Annotated in this window: 16 protein-coding genes; 3 read left to right on the forward strand and 13 right to left on the reverse strand. The window is 42.4% G+C overall.

The genetic code is table 11. The annotated features are described in order from the left end of the window. Positions 1-326: 326 nt before the first annotated feature. From LIQ05_RS11490 to LIQ05_RS11535, 10 genes are all read right to left on the reverse strand, one after another. On the reverse strand, positions 327-941 hold the full coding sequence (locus LIQ05_RS11490) for a viroplasmin family protein (protein ID WP_226820734.1): 615 nt from the start codon (positions 939-941) through the stop codon (positions 327-329). Between the two features lie 58 nt (positions 942-999). Beyond that, positions 1,000-1,956, reverse strand: a complete 957-nt coding sequence (locus LIQ05_RS11495) for a D-2-hydroxyacid dehydrogenase (protein ID WP_226820736.1) — start codon at positions 1,954-1,956, stop codon at positions 1,000-1,002. Positions 1,957-2,093: 137 nt separating this feature from the next. Beyond that, positions 2,094-2,732 (reverse strand): hypothetical protein, encoded by a 639-nt coding sequence (locus tag LIQ05_RS11500; protein ID WP_226820738.1) that lies wholly within the window; start codon positions 2,730-2,732, stop codon positions 2,094-2,096. Between the two features lie 376 nt (positions 2,733-3,108). Continuing rightward, positions 3,109-4,476: a UDP-N-acetylmuramoyl-tripeptide--D-alanyl-D-alanine ligase gene (locus LIQ05_RS11505; RefSeq protein WP_226820740.1), complete on the reverse strand. Its 1,368-nt coding sequence runs from the start codon at positions 4,474-4,476 to the stop codon at positions 3,109-3,111. Positions 4,477-4,635: 159 nt separating this feature from the next. Beyond that, entirely contained in the window at positions 4,636-5,670 is a 1,035-nt protein-coding gene (locus LIQ05_RS11510; RefSeq protein ID WP_226820742.1) for a D-alanine--D-alanine ligase family protein, read from the reverse strand. Between the two features lie 173 nt (positions 5,671-5,843). Then, a complete protein-coding gene (locus LIQ05_RS11515) occupies positions 5,844-7,244 on the reverse strand; it encodes a L,D-transpeptidase family protein (RefSeq protein ID WP_226820744.1) in 1,401 nt (466 codons plus the stop codon). A 315-nt stretch (positions 7,245-7,559) separates the two neighbouring features. Then, positions 7,560-8,840, reverse strand: coding sequence for an aminotransferase (locus LIQ05_RS11520; protein ID WP_226820746.1), 1,281 nt, complete (start codon positions 8,838-8,840; stop codon positions 7,560-7,562). 186 nt (positions 8,841-9,026) lie between these two features. Continuing rightward, positions 9,027-9,887 carry a class I SAM-dependent methyltransferase gene (locus LIQ05_RS11525; RefSeq protein ID WP_148461001.1) on the reverse strand — a complete coding sequence of 287 codons (861 nt, stop codon included), beginning with the start codon at positions 9,885-9,887 and terminating at the stop codon, positions 9,027-9,029. Positions 9,888-9,979: 92 nt separating this feature from the next. Continuing rightward, complete coding sequence (locus LIQ05_RS11530; protein ID WP_226820748.1) at positions 9,980-11,527, reverse strand: response regulator transcription factor; 1,548 nt, start codon at positions 11,525-11,527, stop codon at positions 9,980-9,982. A 29-nt stretch (positions 11,528-11,556) separates the two neighbouring features. Then, the gene (locus tag LIQ05_RS11535) at positions 11,557-13,278 is read right to left on the reverse strand and encodes a cache domain-containing sensor histidine kinase (protein WP_226820750.1); all 1,722 of its coding nucleotides are present in this window, start codon (positions 13,276-13,278) and stop codon (positions 11,557-11,559) included. 106 nt (positions 13,279-13,384) lie between these two features. Here LIQ05_RS11535 and LIQ05_RS11540 point away from each other — a divergent pair, with 106 nt between their 5' ends. From LIQ05_RS11540 to LIQ05_RS11550, 3 genes are all read left to right on the forward strand, one after another. Further along, a complete protein-coding gene (locus tag LIQ05_RS11540; RefSeq protein WP_226820752.1) occupies positions 13,385-14,620 on the forward strand; it encodes an ABC transporter substrate-binding protein in 1,236 nt (411 codons plus the stop codon). A gap of 110 nt (positions 14,621-14,730) precedes the next feature. Next, complete coding sequence (locus LIQ05_RS11545; protein WP_226820754.1) at positions 14,731-18,444, forward strand: family 78 glycoside hydrolase catalytic domain; 3,714 nt, start codon at positions 14,731-14,733, stop codon at positions 18,442-18,444. Between the two features lie 184 nt (positions 18,445-18,628). Beyond that, a complete protein-coding gene (locus LIQ05_RS11550) occupies positions 18,629-18,817 on the forward strand; it encodes a hypothetical protein (protein WP_148460996.1) in 189 nt (62 codons plus the stop codon). A gap of 307 nt (positions 18,818-19,124) precedes the next feature. On the opposite strand, the gene LIQ05_RS11555 is transcribed toward LIQ05_RS11550, so the two are convergent. The 3 genes from LIQ05_RS11555 to LIQ05_RS11565 form a co-directional block, all read right to left on the reverse strand. Beyond that, a complete protein-coding gene (locus tag LIQ05_RS11555) occupies positions 19,125-20,498 on the reverse strand; it encodes a radical SAM protein (protein ID WP_226820756.1) in 1,374 nt (457 codons plus the stop codon). A 173-nt stretch (positions 20,499-20,671) separates the two neighbouring features. Beyond that, entirely contained in the window at positions 20,672-21,262 is a 591-nt protein-coding gene (locus LIQ05_RS11560; RefSeq protein ID WP_226820758.1) for an HdeD family acid-resistance protein, read from the reverse strand. A 160-nt stretch (positions 21,263-21,422) separates the two neighbouring features. Beyond that, positions 21,423-22,004, reverse strand: a complete 582-nt coding sequence (locus LIQ05_RS11565; protein WP_226820760.1) for a TetR/AcrR family transcriptional regulator — start codon at positions 22,002-22,004, stop codon at positions 21,423-21,425. Positions 22,005-22,025 lie beyond the last annotated feature (21 nt).

Raw genomic sequence — 22,025 nt, forward strand, 5'->3', positions numbered from 1 at the left:
TTTCTCTTTCATGGTTTCACTCTTTCCTGACAGAATTTTCAAAATATATTTAATACTTTCCCTATAAAAATTTCTGCTCTTTTATGTGTACTTATTTTAGTACATTGTAGTCTGTTTTTCAATTATATTTGGTATTTTCGCATTTTTTCGTAATTTTATGTTTATTTTTTCACAGCCGTTCTTGTTCTATGCAGCCTATTATATAAGCTGGATTTTTCATTTTCAACCCAAATGGGGCAGCTTCCTCACTGAGTACAATTTTTAACAATATTATCCAATAAAAGAAGGCTTACAAAGGTATTTCAGGCTATAGATACAATACTGGATTAAATGCCAAGTGCCGACTTGGCCAGCTGGTCTGCCATATCATTATATTTGTCGTTGGAATGGCCTTTTACTTTTATAAAATGTACTTTTACCTTCTGCGTGATTTCCCGGTAAAAGCTCTGATACGCTATTGTTCCGGGTTTGGTAGCTTTCCAGGCACCGGTGCACCATTTGGCAATGCCTTCATAATCATGGTAAATGGTGATTTCCGGAATATTATGATCCACAGCATACTGCATTGCCGCTTCGGAGCCTTTGATTTCTCCTGCTACATTATGCATCAGTGCCAGCTCTTTGTCCGTCATTTTTTCACAGAATGTGTGCTCTTCTCCATCCTTCAGAATAACCATTCCATAGGAAAATTCGCCGGTGTCAGAGCGGTAACTGCCATCTACGTAGGCAATCACCTGGTCTGACGCAGGTTTTTCTGCTCTGGAAGGTGTATCCGGGATACCCTCTTCCCCCACGCCGGCAAATGCCTGTGCCTCTTCCATAGTGGGAAAGCTCTTAAATTCTGCTCCCGAAAATCCCGTGACCTGTTTCTGGCACTCTGCCCAGGTCATAAATACACCTGTTTTTCTACCTGTTCTTACTGCATAGTATTTCTTTACCATATAGCCTCCCTTTGTATCAGACATTCTCAAACACTTTTTCTTTAATTATAACGAAACTTTAATATACCCTGTTAGTCCTGTCGTCACGCTGGAACCGCTGAATGTTTTTCACCACTTCATCCACTACGCGGAATCTGGTCTCTTTTGCAGCCCATGCAATATGCGGAGTAATGATCAGTTTATTGCTGTCCTGGATCTTAAGAAGCGGATTCTCCGGATCCATTGGCTCTTTGCAAAGAACATCAAGGCCTGCACCTGCAATGGAGCCTTCGGTAAGAGCTGTATACAGATCTGGCTCATTTACAATGGCGCCTCGTGCAAGATTCAGGAAAATAGCGGATTTCTTCATCTTGCGGAATTTTTCCAGTGTCATCAGGTTCTCTGTGTACCCGTTCAGCGGCGCATGAACGGAAAGAACATCCGAGCGGAAAAGAAGCTCATCCAGGCTTACCTGCTCATATTCTGTATGATATTTCTTCCCGGAAGCGGAGTAGCAGATAATATGGCATCCGAATGCTTTGGCGATCTGCGCCACCCTGTTTCCGATGGCGCCAAGTCCAACGATTCCCCAGGTTTTTCCATCCAGCTCAAAGAAATTCTGTCCGAAGTGGGAGAAGCAGGTGCCTCTTGCATATTCTCCGGATTTTACATAATTGTCGTAATAATTCAGTTTTTCCAGAACATAGAAAAGAAGAGCGAAGGTATGCTGTGCCACTCCGTTTGTGGAGTATCCGGCAACATTGTAAGCTGCAATTCCCCTTTTTTTCAGATAGTCTCCATCCAGGTTGTTAAAGCCTGTTGCGGTCAGGCAGACCAGCTTCAGGTTCTGTGCTTTCCCAATGGTAGACTCGCAGATTGGAACCTTGTTTGCTACGATCACATCTGCGTCTTTTGTCTTTTCTTCCATTTCATCTGCGGTTGTGCTTCGATATATTACTACTTCGCCCAGTGCCTCAAATGGAGTAAATACCATATCCTGTCCCAGGCTGTCTGCTTCCAGAATTACAATTTTCATAGTGTGCTCCTCGCTTTCTTCTGTGCTCACTTATATAGTCGTACGTTTCCTCATCTGTTTTATAAAATACCGTTTTCTCCGGGAAAATGCAATCCCAAAGAGGAAATGCTGCATAAAACATTTTCGATACCTGGTCATCAAACCATAAATTCCCGGATAATTTCCCTCATAATCTTCTCTTCCTCAGGAGTCAGCATCTTACTGAAATGACTTCCGGAGGCAGCGGTCTGCTTGATGCTGCTGGTAATCTTGTCCACAATTTCTTCCTGTAAAACAGGGTCCGCTTTTTTCGCGGCTGGAATCTCTTCTGCCCAGCTTCTCATCTGCTCCACATAATCTGCCAGCGTATCCATCACCAGCTCTTCTTTGTAAGAAAAATCCAATGCCTGACGTAAAAGCATTAACACCACCGGTACAGCGGCGCCCACATACAGATAGGTCAGAGGGAGTCCCTCTTCTATCCTTAACGTCTTGGAAAAATAGATGGCACAGCCAAGGACCGCCGTGGACAAAAGTGCCGGATACCACACCAGCCGGTTCATTCTGTGAAGAAGCCTGTCCCGTGTTTTCCAAAGCCTCAGCCATTTTTCCTTCAGGCTGATCTGCTGGCTGCTGCCTGCTCCTTGGGTGTTTTTCGCACCTGTGGTTTTGCTTCCGGTACTTTTCAACATTCTTCTGTAGGTGAGGTTTGTCGTCAGCATTCCAATTGCTCCAAGAGCCCCCAGGGCTGCCATACTGTAGAGCAATATATGCAGATTCATAATTTTCTCCAGCATAATGTCCTCCCATATTCTTAACTTTTAGGAACATTATACCGCTGTCCTGCTCTGTATGAAACATAAATCGTTCGTCAAATTCCCGGTGAATTCCGCTTATTCTGTGGCTTTTCTGCATATTTTCCTATTTTATGATCACTTATATAAAGACGTTCCGCAATATATCAGTTAGTTTTTGATTTATCGCGGAATAAGTGTGATATATTGCGGAATAGCTTTGATATTTCGCGCGAGAAGCCAAATATATAGCGGAAATAAATGTAAATGCCCCTTAAACAGCTTCTGCTTATTTCTACAGAGTCTGCTTAAAGGGCAGCGTATCATCTAGGTTACTGGTCACGGAGTAAACAGTAACCCGTTTAGAGCATTACATTCTTTACATTTCTTGCAATGTAGCGACTACTTTCTCGAACTGCATAAAGTGAGACGCCTTTACCAAAATGGTATCACCGGTCTGCACATAATCAGACAGATGTGCCAGAAGGCTGTCGCGGTCTGGTTCTTCGATAACCGTAAGCTCCGGGTTCTTTCTGGCCATCTTTGCAATGTTTGCGGAAAGAGGGCCTGTGCAGATACAAACATCAATTCCACACTGGGCAGCATGCTCTCCAACCTCAGCGTGAAGCTGGACTTCATTCTCCCCAAGCTCACCCATATCTCCCAGAATCGCCACTCTTCTGCCAGCACCATCCTTCAACACGTCCAGAGAAGCCTTCATGGACATTGGGTTTGCATTATAGCAGTCATCCACGATCAGGAAACGGTCGGTCTCGATCATATGGAATCTTCCGCTGATGGCCTCTAACGTCTCAATTCCGTGACGGATCTGCTCCAGGGTCAGTCCATAAATACGGCCAACTGCAGTAGCAGCCAGTGCGTTGTACACCATATGGCGTCCCGGCATTGGAATGTCCGCAGTAAAAGACTCACCGCCAGCATGGATGCGGCAGGTCATTCCTTTCAGTCCTCTGCTTACGATCTCATCTGCATAAATATCCTTGTCCTCTTCCATGCCAAAGAATACCGGCTTGATTCCCTCATACTCTTTTACTGTGCAGAGCTTATCATCGTCACCATTTAATACAATGTGGCCATCTTTTTTCAGATATTTGAAAATTTCAGTCTTCGCTTTCAGCACACCGTCTCTGTCCCCAAGATTTTCCAGGTGGCAGGTACCGATATTGGTGATCACGCAGGTGTCTGGTCTTGCGATCTTCGCCAGACGTGTCATCTCGCCAAAATCGCTGATTCCCATTTCCAGAACTGCAATCTCATCCTCGTCACGAAGGCGGAAAACAGTGAGGGGAAGTCCCAGCTCATTGTTAAAGTTTCCCTGGGTTTTCAGGGTACGGTATTTCTCTTTCAGGACAGAAGCAATTACCTCTTTTGTGCTTGTTTTTCCAACACTTCCGGTAATTCCGACAACTGGAATCTGAAGCTGCTGCAGATAAAATTCTGCGATATCCTTCACTGCCTGAAGGGAAGATTCCACTTTGATGTATGGAAAGTCCGCATTCTCCAATGTACGCTCAGATAAGGTGGCGAGGGCACCGGCTTCCATCACCTGTGGAATAAACCTGTGGGCATCTACCCGCTCCCCTACGATGGGTACAAATAAGGTTCCGGCTTCTGCCTTGCGGCTGTCAGTTGTAATAGAGGAAACTTCCTGATCCAGCTTGCCGGCTGGTCCGAAATAAACACCGCCGCAGGCTTTTGTCAGGTTTTCCAGGGTAAGATTTTTCATATGATTTGATCCTTATGCTATTTTTTACTATTTATTTTCTATTTCTCTTAATGCAATATATTCCCATACCAGACCACACTCCAAATAAAGTCCTGTCTGATATGGGAAATAATGATTCTGCGATACCAATAGGGCACCTCATGCTTTTTCGTTATATCTTTATTCGTACTTCTTTAAAGAAATACGGATCAGCTCCTCACAAAGTGTAGGGTAATCCATGCCCAGCACCTTCGCCTCCTGCGGGATCAGACTGGTAGGAGTCATTCCCGGAAGGGTGTTTGCCTCCAGACAATACATATCTCCGTTCTCTTTCATCATAAAATCCAGGCGGCTGTAACCGGTAAGTCCAAGTGCCTTCGCTGCCTTTACTGCATTTTCCTGCATTTTCGCAGTCAACTCCGGGGAAATCTCAGCCGGACAGGTCTCGACAGTAGAACCTGCCTGGTATTTATTCTTGTAATCATAGAACCCCTGGATCGGTGCGATCTCAATGATGGGATAAGCCTTGTCGTCTACCACTGCAACAGAGAACTCACGTCCCTTGATATATTCCTCAACCACAATGTCAGCCCCGTACTGGCTTGCATCAGCAAGCGCATCCTCGTACTCCTTCTGGCCATTTACAATATAGACACCTACACTGGAACCGCCACAGCTTGTTTTTACGACTACCGGGAACTCCAGGCCATGTTTGGCAACGTCTTTTTCCAGATGGTCCCTGGTCATGGTAAATCCGCCTGGGGTAGGAACCTGGTTCATCAGGAAAACTTCCTTGGTAATGCGCTTATCCATAGCCATGGCACTGCTGAGATAGCCAGTTCCTGTATAACGGATTCCCATCAGGTCAAAGGCTGCCTGTACCTTGCCATCCTCACCATTTGCACCGTGAAGGCCAAGGAATACAATGTCGCATTTTTCACAAAGCTCCAGAACATTGGGACCAAAAAAGCTTCTTCTGGTTTTCTCCATCTCTTTGATCTGCGGATTAAAGCTGCTCATATATGCCGCAGCCTTCTCCACATCATACTCAGCCGGGAAAGGATTCTCCCAGTCAACGTTCTCTACACCACAAAAAATATCTACAAGAATTGCCTCATGGCCCTTCTGACGAAGTGCTCCACAGATTCCGGTACCGGATACGATGGAAATCTCTCTCTCCGTACTGGTTCCACCAGCCAAAACTACTATCTTCATGATTTTATATCTCCTTTGTTTTATTCATAAACGAAACTGTTCAGTTCCTTCACAGTTACACCCTTCGCGATGCACAGAAATCATGCATCCGCATAATTTCGCGCTGTGGTTCCCGGGTTTTCTGTGAACCTTGTTCACACAAAACACCTCGCGGAATATTACCTGCTGAATAGTTACTCATAAACAACCACAGGCATACCAACCTCAATATTCGCATAAATCCCAGCTGCCTTGTCATATGGAACATTCACGCATCCATGGGAGCCCTCCCACAGATAAAGATTTCCTCCAAACTCAGAACGCCAGGAAGCGTCGTGGATTCCCACATTTCCGGCAAAAGGCATCCAGTAGGTCACATTTGCCTCGTAGTCCTCTCCGGTAAGTACTGCCGGGGATTCCTTGGCATCCAGTGCGTAACAGCCTGTAGGAGTCCCACAGCCCTCAATATCAGGGTTTCCGCTTACGATCGGGGTATCCACGATCGGGGTTCCCTTCTGGTAAAAAACCAGGCGCTGGTTTGTCAGATCGATTTCTACATAGGTGGAGCCAATATCATTGGTTCCACGGCTGTAACCGGAATACAGATAAACAGGCTCACGTACCTGGGTTACACCGCTTTCGATGGCAGCGATCAGAGCTTTTACTTCCTCGTCCTGATCGATCACCCAGCCGTAGTCGCCGCCCTTTACCTCCACTTCCCGATTATCATAGGTCAGAAATGTACGTGTCTGTCCCATGGTATCATATTTCATGCCAAGCTCCGCCACATATTGTCTCACCAGAGTTTCATCCAGGATCACATTTCCATCCTCATCATAGCCGAACCAGTTCCTGATCACACTCCGGTTCACAGTCTCCGTGCGGTCCGCAAAGTCATAGGTTATGATCACCTTAGCCAGCTGGTTCATTTTGTCACAGTTGGATTTCAGCTGCTCATCAGAGCTGTACACAGATGGTTTCCGGTAACAGCTTTCGTCCTCCAGATTTACAGAGGTTTTCCCACGGAGCATTGCTGCGGCAATCACTTCTTCTGTCTTGGTGCGGTCCAGGGCATTTCCAACCACCTCGGGAACGATTTCGAAGGAATCTCCGGTATCCTGGATCTGGGCGTCTACAGGCTGGACTACATTCCCGGCCTGCATGCAGTTCAGATTGTCTACAGCCTGCTGCAGCTGCTCCACATTATAACTGAGGGATTCTGAAATATCGTAATTTTTATCCTGGTTAAAGGCCAGAAACCAGGTAAAGCGGTCCTGATCCCTGATCAGCTGCTTCACAATGCCAGTAGACACATAGGAAAGCCCCACATCCTGGGCGGAAATGGCTTCCTGGCCGTTTTTCATGGTCTCCACAGCAAGAACATAAGCACTCACACGCTGGTTCAAAAGCTTCTCGGTATCTTCTGAAGTCATGTAGGAACAATTAAAGCCATTCACCATAGAGCCTGGAAGAAAATGACTGGAAAAGTAGTACACGCCATATCCATAAGCGCCTGCTGTAAAAAGCAGCAGCAAAACCACAAGTAAAATAACAATCGTTCTTCCTGCGCCTGCTTTTTCCTTATTTTTTGCCATAAATTCCTCCCTGCTTATGCTGAATTCTTATTGCCTTTACACGACCACATCTTCTATTTACCTTATGCGGGAAATAAACTCCATAGCCGGTATTTATTTCTGCCTTCCAAATGCAGACGGGTAAAGACAATAAAAAGCAGATGCTTACTGTTCACAGATAACAGTAGATTACTCTGCCTCTTTTTATATGCCAGACCAGGTACTTTTCCTGATCTGGCATGGTTACATTCTATGCGCGAATTTCCGGTTTCAGAGCCTGTTAGAAAATTATGGTCCACCTTTTACGGAAAGGCTGCCGTTCACAGCAGCACGCTTTTAGCCGAGAAGTTTTTCTACACTGACAAGCTTCACACAAAGTACGAATACCTGTGCTGCTTTGCCAAGATCCTCAAGTGTAGGGAAGGATGGAGCAATACGGATGTTGGAGTCTTTCGGATCCTTGCCGTATGGATAAGTAGCACCTGCGCCAGTAAGGACAACGCCAGCCTCTTTTGCTCTGGCTACAATTGCCTTTGCGCAGCCATCCATGGAATCAAAAGAGATGAAGTATCCGCCGTGCGGCTTTGTCCACTCACCGATTCCAAGTCCGGAAAGCTCTTTGTCAAGGGTATCCAGCACCAGCTCAAATTTCGGGCGGAGGATATCTGCATGCTTTCTCATGTGGGCGTGAAGTCCGTCAAGATCCTTGAAGAATCTTACGTGACGGAGCTGGTTCAGCTTATCATGACCGATGGTCTGAACCTGCATATATCTGCGGAAATCATCCAGGTTTGCCTTGGAAGCTGCTACAGCTGCGATACCGGAGCCAGGGAAGCTTACCTTGGAAGTGGATGTGAATTTATAAACAAGATCAGGGTTGCCAGCCTTCGCACACTCCCCAAGAATCTCAACCAGGAAATCCTGATTATCATCATAGAGATGATGGATGCTGTAGGCATTATCCCAGTAAATACGGAAGTCCGGTGCTGCCGGTTTCAGTCTTGCGAAACGCTCTACAGTTTCTTTCGAGTAGGTGTAGCCCTGTGGGTTGGAGTATTTCGGAACACACCAGATTCCCTTGATGGCTGCATCCTCACTTACCAGCTTCTCTACCATGTCCATATCCGGTCCCTGTGGAGTCATCGGAACATTGATCATCTCGATTCCGAAAAATTCGGTGATCTTGAAGTGACGGTCATAACCTGGTACCGGACAGAGGAATTTCACCTTGTCAAGCTTGCACCATGGAGTATTTCCCATTACACCCTGAGTCATGGAACGTGCAATACTGTCAAACATAACGTTCAGGCTTGAGTTTCCATATATGATAATGTGTTCCGGATCTACCTCAGACATTTCTCCAAGAAGACGCTTGGCTTCCGGAATACCATCGATCACACCGTAGTTACGGCAATCTACTCCGGTCTCGCATTTCAGATCTGAATCGCCCCTCAGAACGTCCATCATTTCCATAGAAAGCGCCAGCTGCGCATTGCTTGGCTTTCCTCTTGACATATCAAGGGCAAGTCCCTGTGCCTTGATCTCCTCGAATTCTTTATCCAGCTCTTTTTTCAGCGCCAGAAGCTCTTCATGATTCATTTCGGTATATTTTTTCATAAATTCCTCCTTTGGCAGTTGCCTGTTTGGTGTATCCTCCTCGTATATCTTTTCCATTTTAGTATGCTAAATTGTCGGTTGTCAAGTGTTTGGCTCTATTTTATATAAAATCCCCCTTAAACCGGTTACTGTTCACTCCGTTCACAGTAACGCGCTTCGCGGAACGTTACCAGTGAGCAGCAACTCTTAAACCGCTTCCCATCTTCCAGAAGCACCGCATGGCAATACCAGCCCATTTGACTTCACCGGAAGACCAATTTCCTGGGAATCTACATGTCCCTTATACTTCTTCATCTCTGTTGCCAGCATATAAGTAAGTACAGCCGGAGCAAGTCCGGTGGTGTAGGAATTAATCAAGAAAAACAGTGGATCATCACTGAGAATCTTTGTGCAAAGTTTCACAAGTGGATGAATGGCATCCTCAATTTTCCAGATCTCGCCTTTCGGGCCTCTTCCATAGGAAGGAGGATCCATGATAATTGCGTCATAGTGATTACCTCGGCGGATTTCACGCTCTACAAACTTCACACAGTCATCTACCAGCCAGCGGATTGGTGCATCAGCAAGACCACTTGCTGCCGCATTCTCTTTCGCCCAGGTAACCATTCCCTTAGAGGCATCTACGTGTGTAACAGATGCACCTGCGGCTGCTGCCGCAAGAGTTGCACCACCTGTATAAGCGAACAGGTTCAGCACCTTAACTGGTCTGCCAGCCTTGCGGATCTTATCCCCAAACCAGTCCCAGTTTACAGCTTGCTCTGGGAAAAGACCGGTGTGCTTGAAACTGAATGGTTTCAGATGGAAAGTAAGATCCTTATAATGAAGATCCCACTGCTGTGGCAGATCAAAGAATTCCCATTCTCCGCCGCCCTTGGAACTGCGGTGATAATGTGCATTCATCTTGCGCCATCCCGGCTCAGTTTTCGGTGTATCCCAGATTACCTGCGGATCCGGACGGACAAGGAGATATTTCCCCCATCTCTCCAGCTTCTCGCCGCAGGAAGTATCAATTACTTCATATTCTTTCCAGCCATTTGCTATCCACATTTATATTTACCTCGTTCTCTATTCTGTATCAAACATTATTTTATGATAGCAGAAAACTATATCCTCGTCAATTTTGTTAATACCTAAACATACTAATTATTTCTATAGTGTTCCGGAGTAATCCCTTCCATTTTTTTGAACACCCGAAAGAAATATTTAACATTTTCATAGCCTACACTCTGCGCAATCTGATACATCTTTTTATCTGTATTTCTTAACAGAGCTTTAGCATGACTTATTCTCACTTGATTTACATAATCTACAAAGCTTATTCCATTCTGAGACTTGAACGCTGAACTGAGATAACTCCTGTTCAATCTAAATAATGAAGCTACAAATTCCTGTGTGATGTTCTTTTCATAATGCAGATCAATATATTTCTTTACATTATCTAAAACATCTTTTTCGGAATAAACACCAGCACTTTCAAATGCCATTGCCATGTTTTTAAAAAGATTCCCGAAATACTCTTCTAATTCTTTAAAACTGAATATGAAATTCATATTATTAATGAGATTTAGACTTGCAGCTTTACTTTTATGCAATTGCATTTCATCCGGAAGTGATTTTTTTAAGATTTCAGCCATTTCCAGGCAATAATTTTTAGCATTTTTTAAACAACATTTTTCATTTCTTGCAAAATAATGAAACAACTCTGGAAAAATCACTTCAGCTTCACCTATTTTTCCAGCCTCTATCAAAAACATAAATTGTTCCGCCTTAGGCCATACTATTATACAGTCTGAATGTATTCCCTCTTCATAGATTATGTAATTTTTTTCAGGAATCATCGTCATTTGATTTAATGCATCTGTACTCTCAAGAAATGCTTCATGTAATTCCTTTAGTGAACTATGTTTTCCGCTGATTCCATAAAATGGATGTATCCTGCAGCTTTCAAAAAACCTTTCTACACTATCTTTAATTTCCAATAATTTAATTTTAATATCATAAGATGCTTTTTCAGAAAAGAATACCAGTATAAAACACATATTTTCTACATTATCTTTTTGCAAAATCACCGTATTCATTTCCATATTTCGCATAAACATAAACTCTAGTAATTCACTTTCGTTTATCTCTTCTGCCACTACTGTTACAAGTACATAATTTTCAGCGGACATTCGAGCCATTTTCTGTGAACTCAGGCTTGAAATTTCCTGCCCCATTCCAAATAGAATATTCTTCAGGATCTGGCGGTCATACTCATACTTCAACTTTTCTTTTTCTGCCTCATTCAACGTAATCTGCTGGTTCAAATTTTCCCTGTCCTCAAGTCGATTTACAACCCGGGTTACCGCCTCCCATATACTTTCTTTGCTGAACGGCTTCACAATATAATCTAATGTATTGGCACGCAATGCTTCTTTTGCATACTCAAAATCTTTATATCCGCTAATCACAATTATAAATGTATCTGTATATTGTATAGATAATATAGGCAAAAGCTGCATTCCATCCATAATAGGCATTTTCATATCTGTAATCACAAAATCCGGCTTTTGCTTTTCCATAATTTCCAGAGCATCTTTTCCATTAGACACTTGCGCAATACATTCTATATTAGGATAATTTTCCAGTTTCTTTATAGTTCCCCTACGGATCAACGGCTCATCATCAATTATAATATATGTGTACATCTCCCATTCCTCTTTTTCTATCACTCAGATTACTCGATTTCAGGAACACAAATCGTTACTGTCGTTCCCTTTCCAGTTTCGCTCACAATGTTTACTCCATACTGCTCTCCATAATATAATTGAATTCGGGAATTTATATTTTTCAAACCGATACTTCCATTTCCATCCCCGTTCGGCTCTGCAAAACTGCTTTTTTTCATTAATGATTTTCGCAGTTGCTCCATAGCTTCCCCTGAAATTCCCACTCCATCATCTGTTACTGAAAAATAAAGCTTCTCCCCTGCTTTTCTTGCAGACAATGTAATTGTACTTCCCATACTACAATTAAGCAATCCATGATACAAAGCATTTTCAACTAATGGCTGCAAAGTCAGTTTCAATATATGACTGGACAAAAGTTCCTGAGGTACATCCATATTAAAAATAAAAGCATTGTCAAATCTAATCTGCTGAATGGCAACAAAGTTCTCTACATGGCAAAGCTCTTTTTCCAATGTTACTACCGCACCCTTCGTCTTTATGCTATATCGAAACATATCCCCCAACGCCAGTGCCATAGTTGAAATCTCTTTTTCGCCTTCAATTTCTGCAAGACTGTTTATGGCCTCCAAAGTATTATATAAAAAGTGTGCATTAATCTGAGATTCTAACGCTTTCATCTGCGTATCCATAAGAATCAGTTTATTTTCATATTCAGATTTTATATAACGTTTATTTTCCTCCAACATATTATAATATTGATTGTATAAGGTTCCTATCTCATCCGTTCTATTAAAATATGGTGACTCCAAAATTATAAGTTTCTCTTTTTGCTGCGCCATAATCCGGCTTAAAGCAGTAATAGGCTTTGTCAGATATTGTGCTAGGAAATATGATAAAACTACAAATATAATCAAAAAAATCAGCAATGCACCTACCATAAGCTTCCAAATCATGCGATACTCAGCGGCAAGTTCGGTTTTGTCAAAAACAGCCGTCAAAACTACACCATTACAGGAAATATCTCTTTCATATTCAATAACCTGATTTTCTTTTGCGACATCACCATCTGATGTACTATATAACACATCATCTGCCCGTTTCAGCGTAAATTCAGCAGACTTTGGCAATACATTTATTTTATCTAACGAAAAAATCTCTGGCGCACAGTTAACATAAAGTACTCCCAGGAATTTTCTGGAATAGACATCATATATGCACATGGAAAAAGAAACAGATAGCGTATCATTCAAAAGATATTCTCTTTTTTTAATCCCATCTGCATATATTTTGCCTTCTAGACTTAATGTATTTTCATACCATTCCGATTCCTTAGGATTATAGTCGCTCCGCACTTCTACACCATTTCCATACCCCTGGCCAAGAATCTCACCAGAAGGCGTAAATACAAAAATACCATTAATATACTCTGATAAAAATACCATATTTTGAAATGTTGATTTCAAACTCTTATTTGCTTCGTAAATATCTTTAGCACTATTTTCAGAATCTGTATCTGAAAATTTACGAAGTTCCTGCAAAAATGATTCTTCATTAGGGGCTGCGTACTGCACCGTTTCCAGAATATGCTGTATATCGCTAAAAACAGAATTTGTTTCTTTCACAGCCTGATCCATAATATTTAATGAAGTGGTCACAATCTGCGTATTGGACAAACTAATATAATGAGTATAGGCAATATAAAAAAACAACAGCAGCGGCACTAATGATAGTGCAGAAAAAATCAGGAAAAATCTATACTTTAACTTCATATTCTTCCTCGTTTCATTATTTCTTTGCAGTTTACATTTTCCAAAATAAAATTTATACTGTAATCATATCACACCTACTAAAAATTTGGTAGAGAAAGGACTTTTCATGAAAAAAACAATTTATTTTTTTACAACAGTCACGCTCTGCAGCTTATGTATATTTTCCTATCCACAAATCCTGTCAGCCCAAGACAATACTTCTGAAAAAACAGAAGTCACCTTTATGGTCAGCGGCACTGGCGATTATGCAAAAACGCAAAAAGAAAAACTTGAACAGCAATTACTTCCCTACTTTCCTGATATTGAAATTACAGTAGAAGCCTATCCAGAAGAACAATATTATACTCTTTTAAACACAAAACTCAGTATGGGGGAAGGGCCGGATTTTTTTAATATTCAGCCAAATCTTGCCGGACCTAATGCAGTACAAAAGCTTGCCCCGGCAGGATATCTTGAACCGCTTGATGATCTGGAACTTGTTCAAAAAGCTCCTGCTGAAAATAAAGAACCTGTCAGCTGCAATGGACATGTATATTCCTTAACTCATGTTTCCATGACCTTATGTACTTATTATAATAAACAGATTTTTCAGGAGCTCAACCTTTCAATTCCCCAAAACTGGCCTGAATTTTTACAGGTCTGCGAAAAAATAAAACGGGCAGGTATTACTCCAATCATTTCAGGAAATAAGGATTCCTATTCCTTACAATTTGGACTCTACCAAATTGCAGCAAACCAGGTATATGCAAACAATCCTCTGTTTAATCAGCAGCTAAAAGACGGTATAACTGCTTTTACAGCCAAAGATACCTGGGATAAGACAATTGATCAGTATCTTCTTCTGTATAAAAACAACTATGTTCAGTCAAATTCTCTAAGTATGAGCAATGCTGAAGCCATTGAACATTTCATAAACGGCGATGCAGCCATGATTTTCAACGGAAACTTCAGTTCTTCCTACCTCACAGAGAAAATGACTGAAGATGCTCTTGGAGCATTTCCTTTACCGGCAAATGAAACAGGCTCTCCTATTTATGGCGTTATTTCCAGTGGTGGCGGAACTGCGATTTATTCCGGCAGTAAACATGTCGACTTATGTAAAAAAATCTGGGAAAAACTGCATTCTTCTTTTTCCTTTACTTCAAAAGCTTTCACAGGAATTTGGGATGTTTTTCAACCACTTCTTGCTGAACAACGTTATACGATCAACTGTAACCAGGGATGGCTTGGTGACGTTGAATGGGTTTTGGAAGACGGTATATCTCAGAAAATAGCAGGAGACTCTATATCAGTCAGTCATATCACGGCTTTAATGCAAAAAACCTACGATGAAGCAAGGTAAACTTTCGGTAACAAATATTATCCAACAATTGTATACCAAACAAAAAACCAAAAGATACTCCTCTTTTCTTATAATTAACTCATCAAGAAAATTATGAATGGAGGGTATCTATGAAAAAAAGAAAACAACTAGGACGTGTAACAGTCATTGCCGTATCTACCGCTTTAATGGCAACCTCATCAGGAGTTGCCGTTATGGCAGAGGCAGAAAGTATCCCAACTGAAATTTCCAATTTACGTGTAGGAAATTATACAGAACCACTTGCTGTAGAAGATGAAAAACCAGTCTTCAGCTGGCAGATGGATTCTCAGTTACACGGTCAGAAGCAGACCGCCTATCAAATTGTCGTCACCAAAGAGGCAACTGGAGATGTTGTATGGGACAGTCAGAAGCAGGAAGATAGTGCCTCAGCTGATATCAGTTACAATGGTGATTCTTTAGAACCAGAGACTGCATATCAGTGGACCCTTACTGTATGGGACAAAGATGGAAAGGAATACACCCAGACTTCCCGCTTTGAAACCGGAATTATGAATCCCGATCTTGAAGGATGGGATGGTGCCGAATTTATTGGAACCACTGCAACAGCATTAGATGCAACCAGTGCTTGTGTATGGCATATCAATACAGATATGCAGATTACAGAAGGAAACAAAGCTTCTCTTATTGTTGGCGCTAACGACTATCGACTTAATGATCAATTCCAGAATGTTGAAAATGTTGAGGGTGAAAACTACATTCGTCTGGAATTTGATTTTAATGGTGTTTCTGCTGGAAATGGCGCAAAACTTAACATATACAGAGTGGGTTATGCACAGGGAGACAGTGCTGATACTCCATATTTAACTATTTCAGCTGCTGATACAGAAGATACAAACATCGATGAATTATTTACTCCTGAAAACATTAACGATGTACATAATATTGACATTTACTGTGAAACAGGAAACATTACAATCAAAGTTGATGATCAGGAATTATTCGTAGGCCCCGAACAGGAAGGACGTTTTGGAACCAGCCGTCCGTCTTTAACAGTCAGCCCATTATCAACCGGCAACAACTATAACACATTCCCAAACCTTAACTCTATTGGTTTTTCCACTAAAGATGGTTGTAAGGCAACTTTCAGTAATTATCAGATTATTGATATTGGCCAAAGTGATCAGGATGTTTTATTCAATAGTACTACAGGTGCAACTTACAGCATTTTTGATGGAAATGAAGGCATTCAGGTTGATGGAGACAATATCGAAGTAAGTGGAAATACTTTTGTGTATGCAGATCCAAGCTGCGGTTCCATGCCAATGCTTCGAACTACATTTGATGTTACAAAAAAAGTTGCAAGTGCAAAAATGTATGTCACTGCAATGGGAATTTATGAAATGTACATCAATGGCCAGCGAATGGGAGATGACTGGTTTAATCCTGCTGACAGCCAGTACAGAGATACCCTTTGCTATCACGCTTATGACGTCACTGACATGCTGTCAGAAGGTACTAATGCAATCGGTGCTATTCTCAGTGGAGGCTGGTATACTGGTTACATGACTTTCAGCCCCGGAAATTATAACTTCTTTGGTGATGACCCTGCTCTTCTTTCAAAACTTGTAATTACTTACGAAGACGGAACTGAAGATGTTATTGTTTCTGACGATGATACCTGGCAGGTATACAATAATGGACCAATTGAATATAGTAGTTTCTTCCAGGGTGAGCGTTACAATGCAGAAAAAGAAGACTCCATTGAGGGATGGTCTACATCTGATTATGACACTACAGACTGGGAAACTCCAGATGTAATCAGTTCCCGTGACTGGATTGATTTCGATATTGTTTCCCGCTACGATGTACCTATCCATGTTCTTGAAAACCTTACTGCGAACAGAGTTCTTGAAACTCACAGTGAAGATGGAACTACTTATACATATGATATGGGTGTTGCAATGGTTGGTGTACCTTCAATTACTATTCCAAAGGGCTGGTTAAAAGAAGGGGATACCGTTATTCTTCGATATGGCGAAGACATCTATCCTGGTAATGAGGATTCCCAGAATACAAACGATTATTATACAGGACTTTATGGAGAAAATGGAACTTACCATGCAAATGTAGCCGGCCGTGTTCTCCATGATACTTATCGAGCTGCATTGGCAACAGATTTCTACACAGCAAGCGCTGAAGATGAAAACAAAGATGTTACAATACAGCCAAGCCTGACTTATCGTGGATACCGCTATATCCAGATTACCATTCCATCCAGCACAGAAGCTCTCCCAACAGAAAATGTACAGGGACTTGTTCTTTCTTCTGTACAGGAGTTAACCGGTACATACGAAGCGACAACAACAGATGATACTATTACCAATTATGTAAATCAGCTTTTCTCTAACATTCAGCGCAGCCAGGTTGGTAACTTTATGTCAATTCCGACAGACTGCCCACAGAGAAATGAACGTATGGGATGGACTGGTGATGCACAGGCCTTCTCCAGAACTGCAACCTATAATGCAGATGTTGAGAACTTCTTCCGTCAGTGGATGGTTGCATTGAGAGACGACCAGGCCGATAACGGAGGAATTGGAAGTACTGTTCCGACTTATACTACTTCTACTGATGTAGAATTTGCAGATGGCACTACCTGGGCCGCAGCTGTATGCATGGTACCATGGCAGCTTTATACTCAGTATGGTGATACTCAGATCATCCGCGAAAACTTTGACACTATGAAAGCATGGCTGGATGGTATGGACAGCTTTGACTTTGAAGCAAATGGAAAAACTTACACCGGTCTATCTGGAAAAACTACTGGTTTAGCTGATTGGCTTTCCATTGATGGTAATACTACATCTGATATTGTAAACAATGCAATTTATATTTATATGATGGAAGTAACTGCAATTATGGCTGACGAAATCGGCGAAACAGAATATGCACAAACTCTTCGTGACCGCCATGATCTTGCAAAACAGGAATGGAATGAAGTTTATGTAGATTCTGAAACAGGTATGACTCAGAATGCAGATGGAGAAATTATTGATTCTCAAACCTCTTATGCTACACCATTAAACTTCAACTGCTTTAATGACGAAAACAAAGAGTTTGCAGCAAAACGTCTTGCAGAACTGGCAGCTGATCCAAATCAGAGCAATGGAGGAAACGGTCTTGCAACTGCTTCCAGCCTCGGTCAGGATGGTGGTGATCCTATTGATTGTCCTGCATATTCAATTACAACAGGTTTCTCTGGAACACCAAACATTCTTCCTGCACTTTCCAGAAACGGAAACAGCGAGACTGCTTATAACATGATCACTTGTACAGACTACGCGTCCTGGTTATATCCAGTAACCCTCGGTGCTACTACAGCTTGGGAAAGATGGAATTCTTATGAGCTTGCTTTCGAGGATGGTGGAAACAGCGCAATGAACTCTTTTAACCATTTTGCACTTGGTTCTGTTGGTTCCTGGATGTATGAATATCAGCTTGGTATTACAACAGATTACGCAGATAGTGAAGGCGGCTATCAGAATTTTGTACTGCAGCCACAGGTTGGCTCTATGTATACTTCCTTAACAGGAAGCTATAACTCCAACTACGGCGAAATCAAGAGTTCCTGGACTGCAGATAACGGAGAGCTTCTCTCTTATTCCGCAACTGTTCCCGCAAATACTTCTGCAACACTGTATCTTCCAATCTCTGAAGATCAGGCAAATGTAACAACAGTTCCAGAAGGTGCTGAATTCGTAGAAATGACAGAGCATAACGGAATCACCTGTGCTGTTTATACATTAGAATCCGGAAGCTATGAATTTACAGTTGGAGCATAAGCTTCAAACACAATTTCACATTAAATCTCCACAAATTATGGGGCAGCTGACTGATCAGCTGCCTCTTAATCTATATTATAGTATTAAAAAGTGCCCAAAAATCCGCCCCTCTTTTTTCAGATTTTTTCAATTGAACCGCACATTTTTTTGAACTATAATCACATTAAAAAGGAGCGTGATCCAAATGTCAGAAAAGACAACCGATAATAAATTCCCCTACACCTGCACCCCAGCCTACGACCGAGATGCTTGCAAAGGCTGCGTCTGTTCCACCTGCTACGAGCAGGAATTCTGCGACCGGTGCAGCACATGTGAAAATCATTCAAAACGTAAAGAACACTGTAATGCTTACGAAGGTGCATATAACTACTAAGTATCCAATTGATATAGTGCATTACTGGAATCTAAACAGTTTCTGCCAGTACACAGCATTTGGGCAATGGGTATTACTCCAGCGAACTATTTTAGGCGCGCCCTTAGCGTAGATGAAATCCAGCGCTTACGAAGACTTAGGAGTGACGGCTCTCCGGAACTCCTTAGTCGCAGTTTGCGATTAGTTCATCGTAGCGTTGCGCCGGTGAGTGAGTAATACCCATTGTCCGAATGCGTCCGCTTTAACGCACTTTCAAAAAAACAGACTGGCGTTCCCACCAGTCTGTTTCACTTCTATTTTTCAGTTATCAGCAGCCAGCCTTCGCAGCCTTCTCCTTCTGTCTCTCATCCCACAGCTGATCCGCTCTTTCTTTCCAGCAGGCTGCATATTTATCACATTTGCCGCAAAGATGATCTGCGCTCTCCGGGGACTGCAGGTCTGTAGACTTCGCGCCAGTCTCCTCAACCAGGCGTCGCAGGATCTCCGGATTCTCCAGCATCGGACATGGACGGAGCATGTTCTCATTAAATGGCTGGTTGTCGTGATAAGCCTGGAAAATCGGGCTCTTCAGTGCATCCAGAAGAGAAGTATCCTTGATGTTGCAGTTTGAATAATGGATAAATACACAAGGCTCCACATCACCATTTGCATTAATATGCAGATAATGTCTTCCTCCTGCAATACATCCGTGAACAAATTCGGCATCGTTCTGAAAATCCAGTGTAAAGATTGCTTTTGTACTTCTGAATTTACGGATTGCACGATACATTTCTTCCCGCTGGTCCGGTGTCAGAAGAAGCTCCGGTGAAGCGTCATTTCCAACTGGCATATAATGGAAGAACCATGCAAATAATGCACCACAGTCAATCAGCTTGTCGAAATATTCCTCGCTGCTTACACTGTCTACGTTCATACCTGTATAGCAGGTAGAAACACCAAATGGAAGTCCTCTGTCTTTCAACAGCTTCATTGCGTGCATAACCTTCTGATAGATTCCCTCACCACGACGTCCGTCATTGGCTTCCTCGGAGCCCTCCAGGCTGAATGCAGGAACGAAGTTCTTTACTCTTAAGATTTCATCACAGAATTCCTCATCAAAAAGTGTTCCGTTTGAGAAGGAAAGGAACTCACAGTCCGGATGCATCTCACAAAGTTTGATCAGATCTTTCTTACGGACTGTAGGCTCACCGCCTGTATAAATGTACATGTAAACGCCAAGCTCTTTCCCCTGTCTGATAATGGAATCAATGGTATCCAGATCCAGGTTCAGCTTGTGGCCATACTCTGCTGCCCAGCATCCTGTGCAGTGCAGGTTACAGGCACTGGTAGGATCCAGAAGGATCGCCCACGGAACGTTACAGTTGTTCTGTGCGGCCACCTCTTCCTGTCTTGCGCTTCCCTTTAAGCTGGCATTTACAATAAAGTTCTGGAAAAATACCTTTCGAACACCTGGATCCAGCTGATACAGGTTCATGATCAGCTTATACCAGTTGCTGTTTGTATCCTGGATTGCATTACGAATGGCATCCCTCTGGCCTTTATACCAGTCCTGCGGAGTAAATTTGTCAACCAGCTCCATCAGCTTTGGAATATTTGTCTCCGGATCCTTTTCCAGATATTCTAATGCTTTTGTTACTGCACCTTCCATAGCGGCCTGTTTTGCCTTGTCAATCAATTTCATAATGCTCCTCCTTTGTTTAAGCTATGATACCAATCCCATGGACATGTATTTTTTTCCGTGGAATCTATTTTTTTATATAGTAACGTGGCTGTCTGCCCCGCTGCTGCCGTTATAGTAACCTGTTGAAATTTCTGATTACCTTTTTACATTGTACTTACAGCTTATCTGCATCATCAATGTCCAACCTCTGTGAATTTCTCCTCATAAACCACATTGCCGTCATTCCGAAGCTTTACCGTGTAAATAACCACACATAACTTCAAAATTCCTTCCAGCAAAAATGCAATTCCTGTGAAAATCACCGTCAGCCTTGCACCGCCTGCCGGATCTATGAGAAGCAGCATTCCAAACACGCCTGTCACTACAGCAACGATTAAAATCGCCCACCACAGATTCAGCCCGAATTTTTTTGCTTCCACCGACATCTGGATTCGAAGCAGGGCATCTGCCAGGATCAGCAGTCCGAAGACTACAAAGACCAGTTTAAAAATAGCTTCTCTTCTCACCAGGATCAGCACTCCCATGGCAATCATCAGAATTCCAAATCCTAAATCGAACTGAAAAGCCAGGCAGTAGAAATCCCTGGAAAAATAACCGATGATCTTAATGATCCCGTCTGCAATGAATAAAGCTCCAGCCAGCACGCAGATAGTTTTCATGGCACCTTCCGGATTTGCCATAAGAAAAATTCCCAGCGCACAGAAGATAACCGCCATTACAATATATCCATTTCGCGCAATTTTCAAAGTACCTGACGTCTTCATACAGATCCTCCTTTCTTCTGCTTCTTTTCATACCCCTTATTATAATGAGAAAAATTTCCAAAAGGAACAGGCAAAAAAGGGACTGTGTCTGAAATTCAGACACAATCCCTTTTTTGTCTAAACGGATATGCCGCCTGCGGCAACCGGATCCGGGTAGAATTTATATGATTTTCTGATGCGCTGGCTTTGTTCCTGCCGCCTTTTCCAATGTTTTCTCGAAGGTATTTCCATAGAGGCTTCGAAGCTTCCCTGCATATTTGGTCAGGTCATAGGACATCCGGTGATCCATCCAGTCCAGAATCACTCCGGTCATCACACATTTATAAAAATGCATCAACGCCTTCATATCCTCTTTTTCCATAATTTCTTCTTCAAAATTATGGATGATATACTGCTTCACAATGTACTGGCACATCTTATCCAGCGCACCGGTAAAAGTCTCCCTCTGCACAGAACAATAAATATGCAGCATAGCTTTCTTATTCTCTCCGATCAGATTTACCAGTACTTCAAGACATTCCAGCACAGAATCCACTTCCACCGGACGCTCAAAGACCTGATCCACTTTCCGAAGAAGTGCACATTCCACAACATCGGAAATATCCCGGAAATGATAATAAAAGGTATTCCGGTTCACGCCGCAGCGTTCTACAATATCTTTCACTGTAATTTTCGCTAAGGGCTTCTCATTCAGCAGTTCAAACAAAGTCCTGATAATAATTTCTTTGGTAAAGCCAGACATTTTCTCACCTGTCGTTTTTGA

This window comes from Blautia glucerasea, assembly GCF_020537505.1.
GTDB lineage: Bacteria > Bacillota > Clostridia > Lachnospirales > Lachnospiraceae > Blautia_A.

Bases quoted from the DNA above. Each gene is read 5' to 3' on its own strand.
- LIQ05_RS11560 (WP_226820758.1), bottom strand. From the start codon at position 21,262: ATGAAGACGTCAGGTACTTTGAAAATTGCGCGAAATGGATATATTGTA.
- LIQ05_RS11495 (WP_226820736.1), bottom strand. From the start codon at position 1,956: ATGAAAATTGTAATTCTGGAAGCAGACAGCCTGGGACAGGATATGGTA.
- LIQ05_RS11555 (WP_226820756.1), bottom strand. From the start codon at position 20,498: ATGAAATTGATTGACAAGGCAAAACAGGCCGCTATGGAAGGTGCAGTA.
- LIQ05_RS11525 (WP_148461001.1), bottom strand. From the start codon at position 9,887: ATGTGGATAGCAAATGGCTGGAAAGAATATGAAGTAATTGATACTTCC.
- LIQ05_RS11500 (WP_226820738.1), bottom strand. From the start codon at position 2,732: ATGCTGGAGAAAATTATGAATCTGCATATATTGCTCTACAGTATGGCA.
- LIQ05_RS11540 (WP_226820752.1), top strand. From the start codon at position 13,385: ATGAAAAAAACAATTTATTTTTTTACAACAGTCACGCTCTGCAGCTTA.
- LIQ05_RS11535 (WP_226820750.1), bottom strand. From the start codon at position 13,278: ATGAAGTTAAAGTATAGATTTTTCCTGATTTTTTCTGCACTATCATTA.
- LIQ05_RS11510 (WP_226820742.1), bottom strand. From the start codon at position 5,670: ATGAAGATAGTAGTTTTGGCTGGTGGAACCAGTACGGAGAGAGAGATT.
- LIQ05_RS11520 (WP_226820746.1), bottom strand. From the start codon at position 8,840: ATGAAAAAATATACCGAAATGAATCATGAAGAGCTTCTGGCGCTGAAA.
- LIQ05_RS11505 (WP_226820740.1), bottom strand. From the start codon at position 4,476: ATGAAAAATCTTACCCTGGAAAACCTGACAAAAGCCTGCGGCGGTGTT.
- LIQ05_RS11530 (WP_226820748.1), bottom strand. From the start codon at position 11,527: ATGTACACATATATTATAATTGATGATGAGCCGTTGATCCGTAGGGGA.
- LIQ05_RS11490 (WP_226820734.1), bottom strand. From the start codon at position 941: ATGGTAAAGAAATACTATGCAGTAAGAACAGGTAGAAAAACAGGTGTA.
- LIQ05_RS11550 (WP_148460996.1), top strand. From the start codon at position 18,629: ATGTCAGAAAAGACAACCGATAATAAATTCCCCTACACCTGCACCCCA.
- LIQ05_RS11545 (WP_226820754.1), top strand. From the start codon at position 14,731: ATGAAAAAAAGAAAACAACTAGGACGTGTAACAGTCATTGCCGTATCT.
- LIQ05_RS11565 (WP_226820760.1), bottom strand. From the start codon at position 22,004: ATGTCTGGCTTTACCAAAGAAATTATTATCAGGACTTTGTTTGAACTG.
- LIQ05_RS11515 (WP_226820744.1), bottom strand. From the start codon at position 7,244: ATGGCAAAAAATAAGGAAAAAGCAGGCGCAGGAAGAACGATTGTTATT.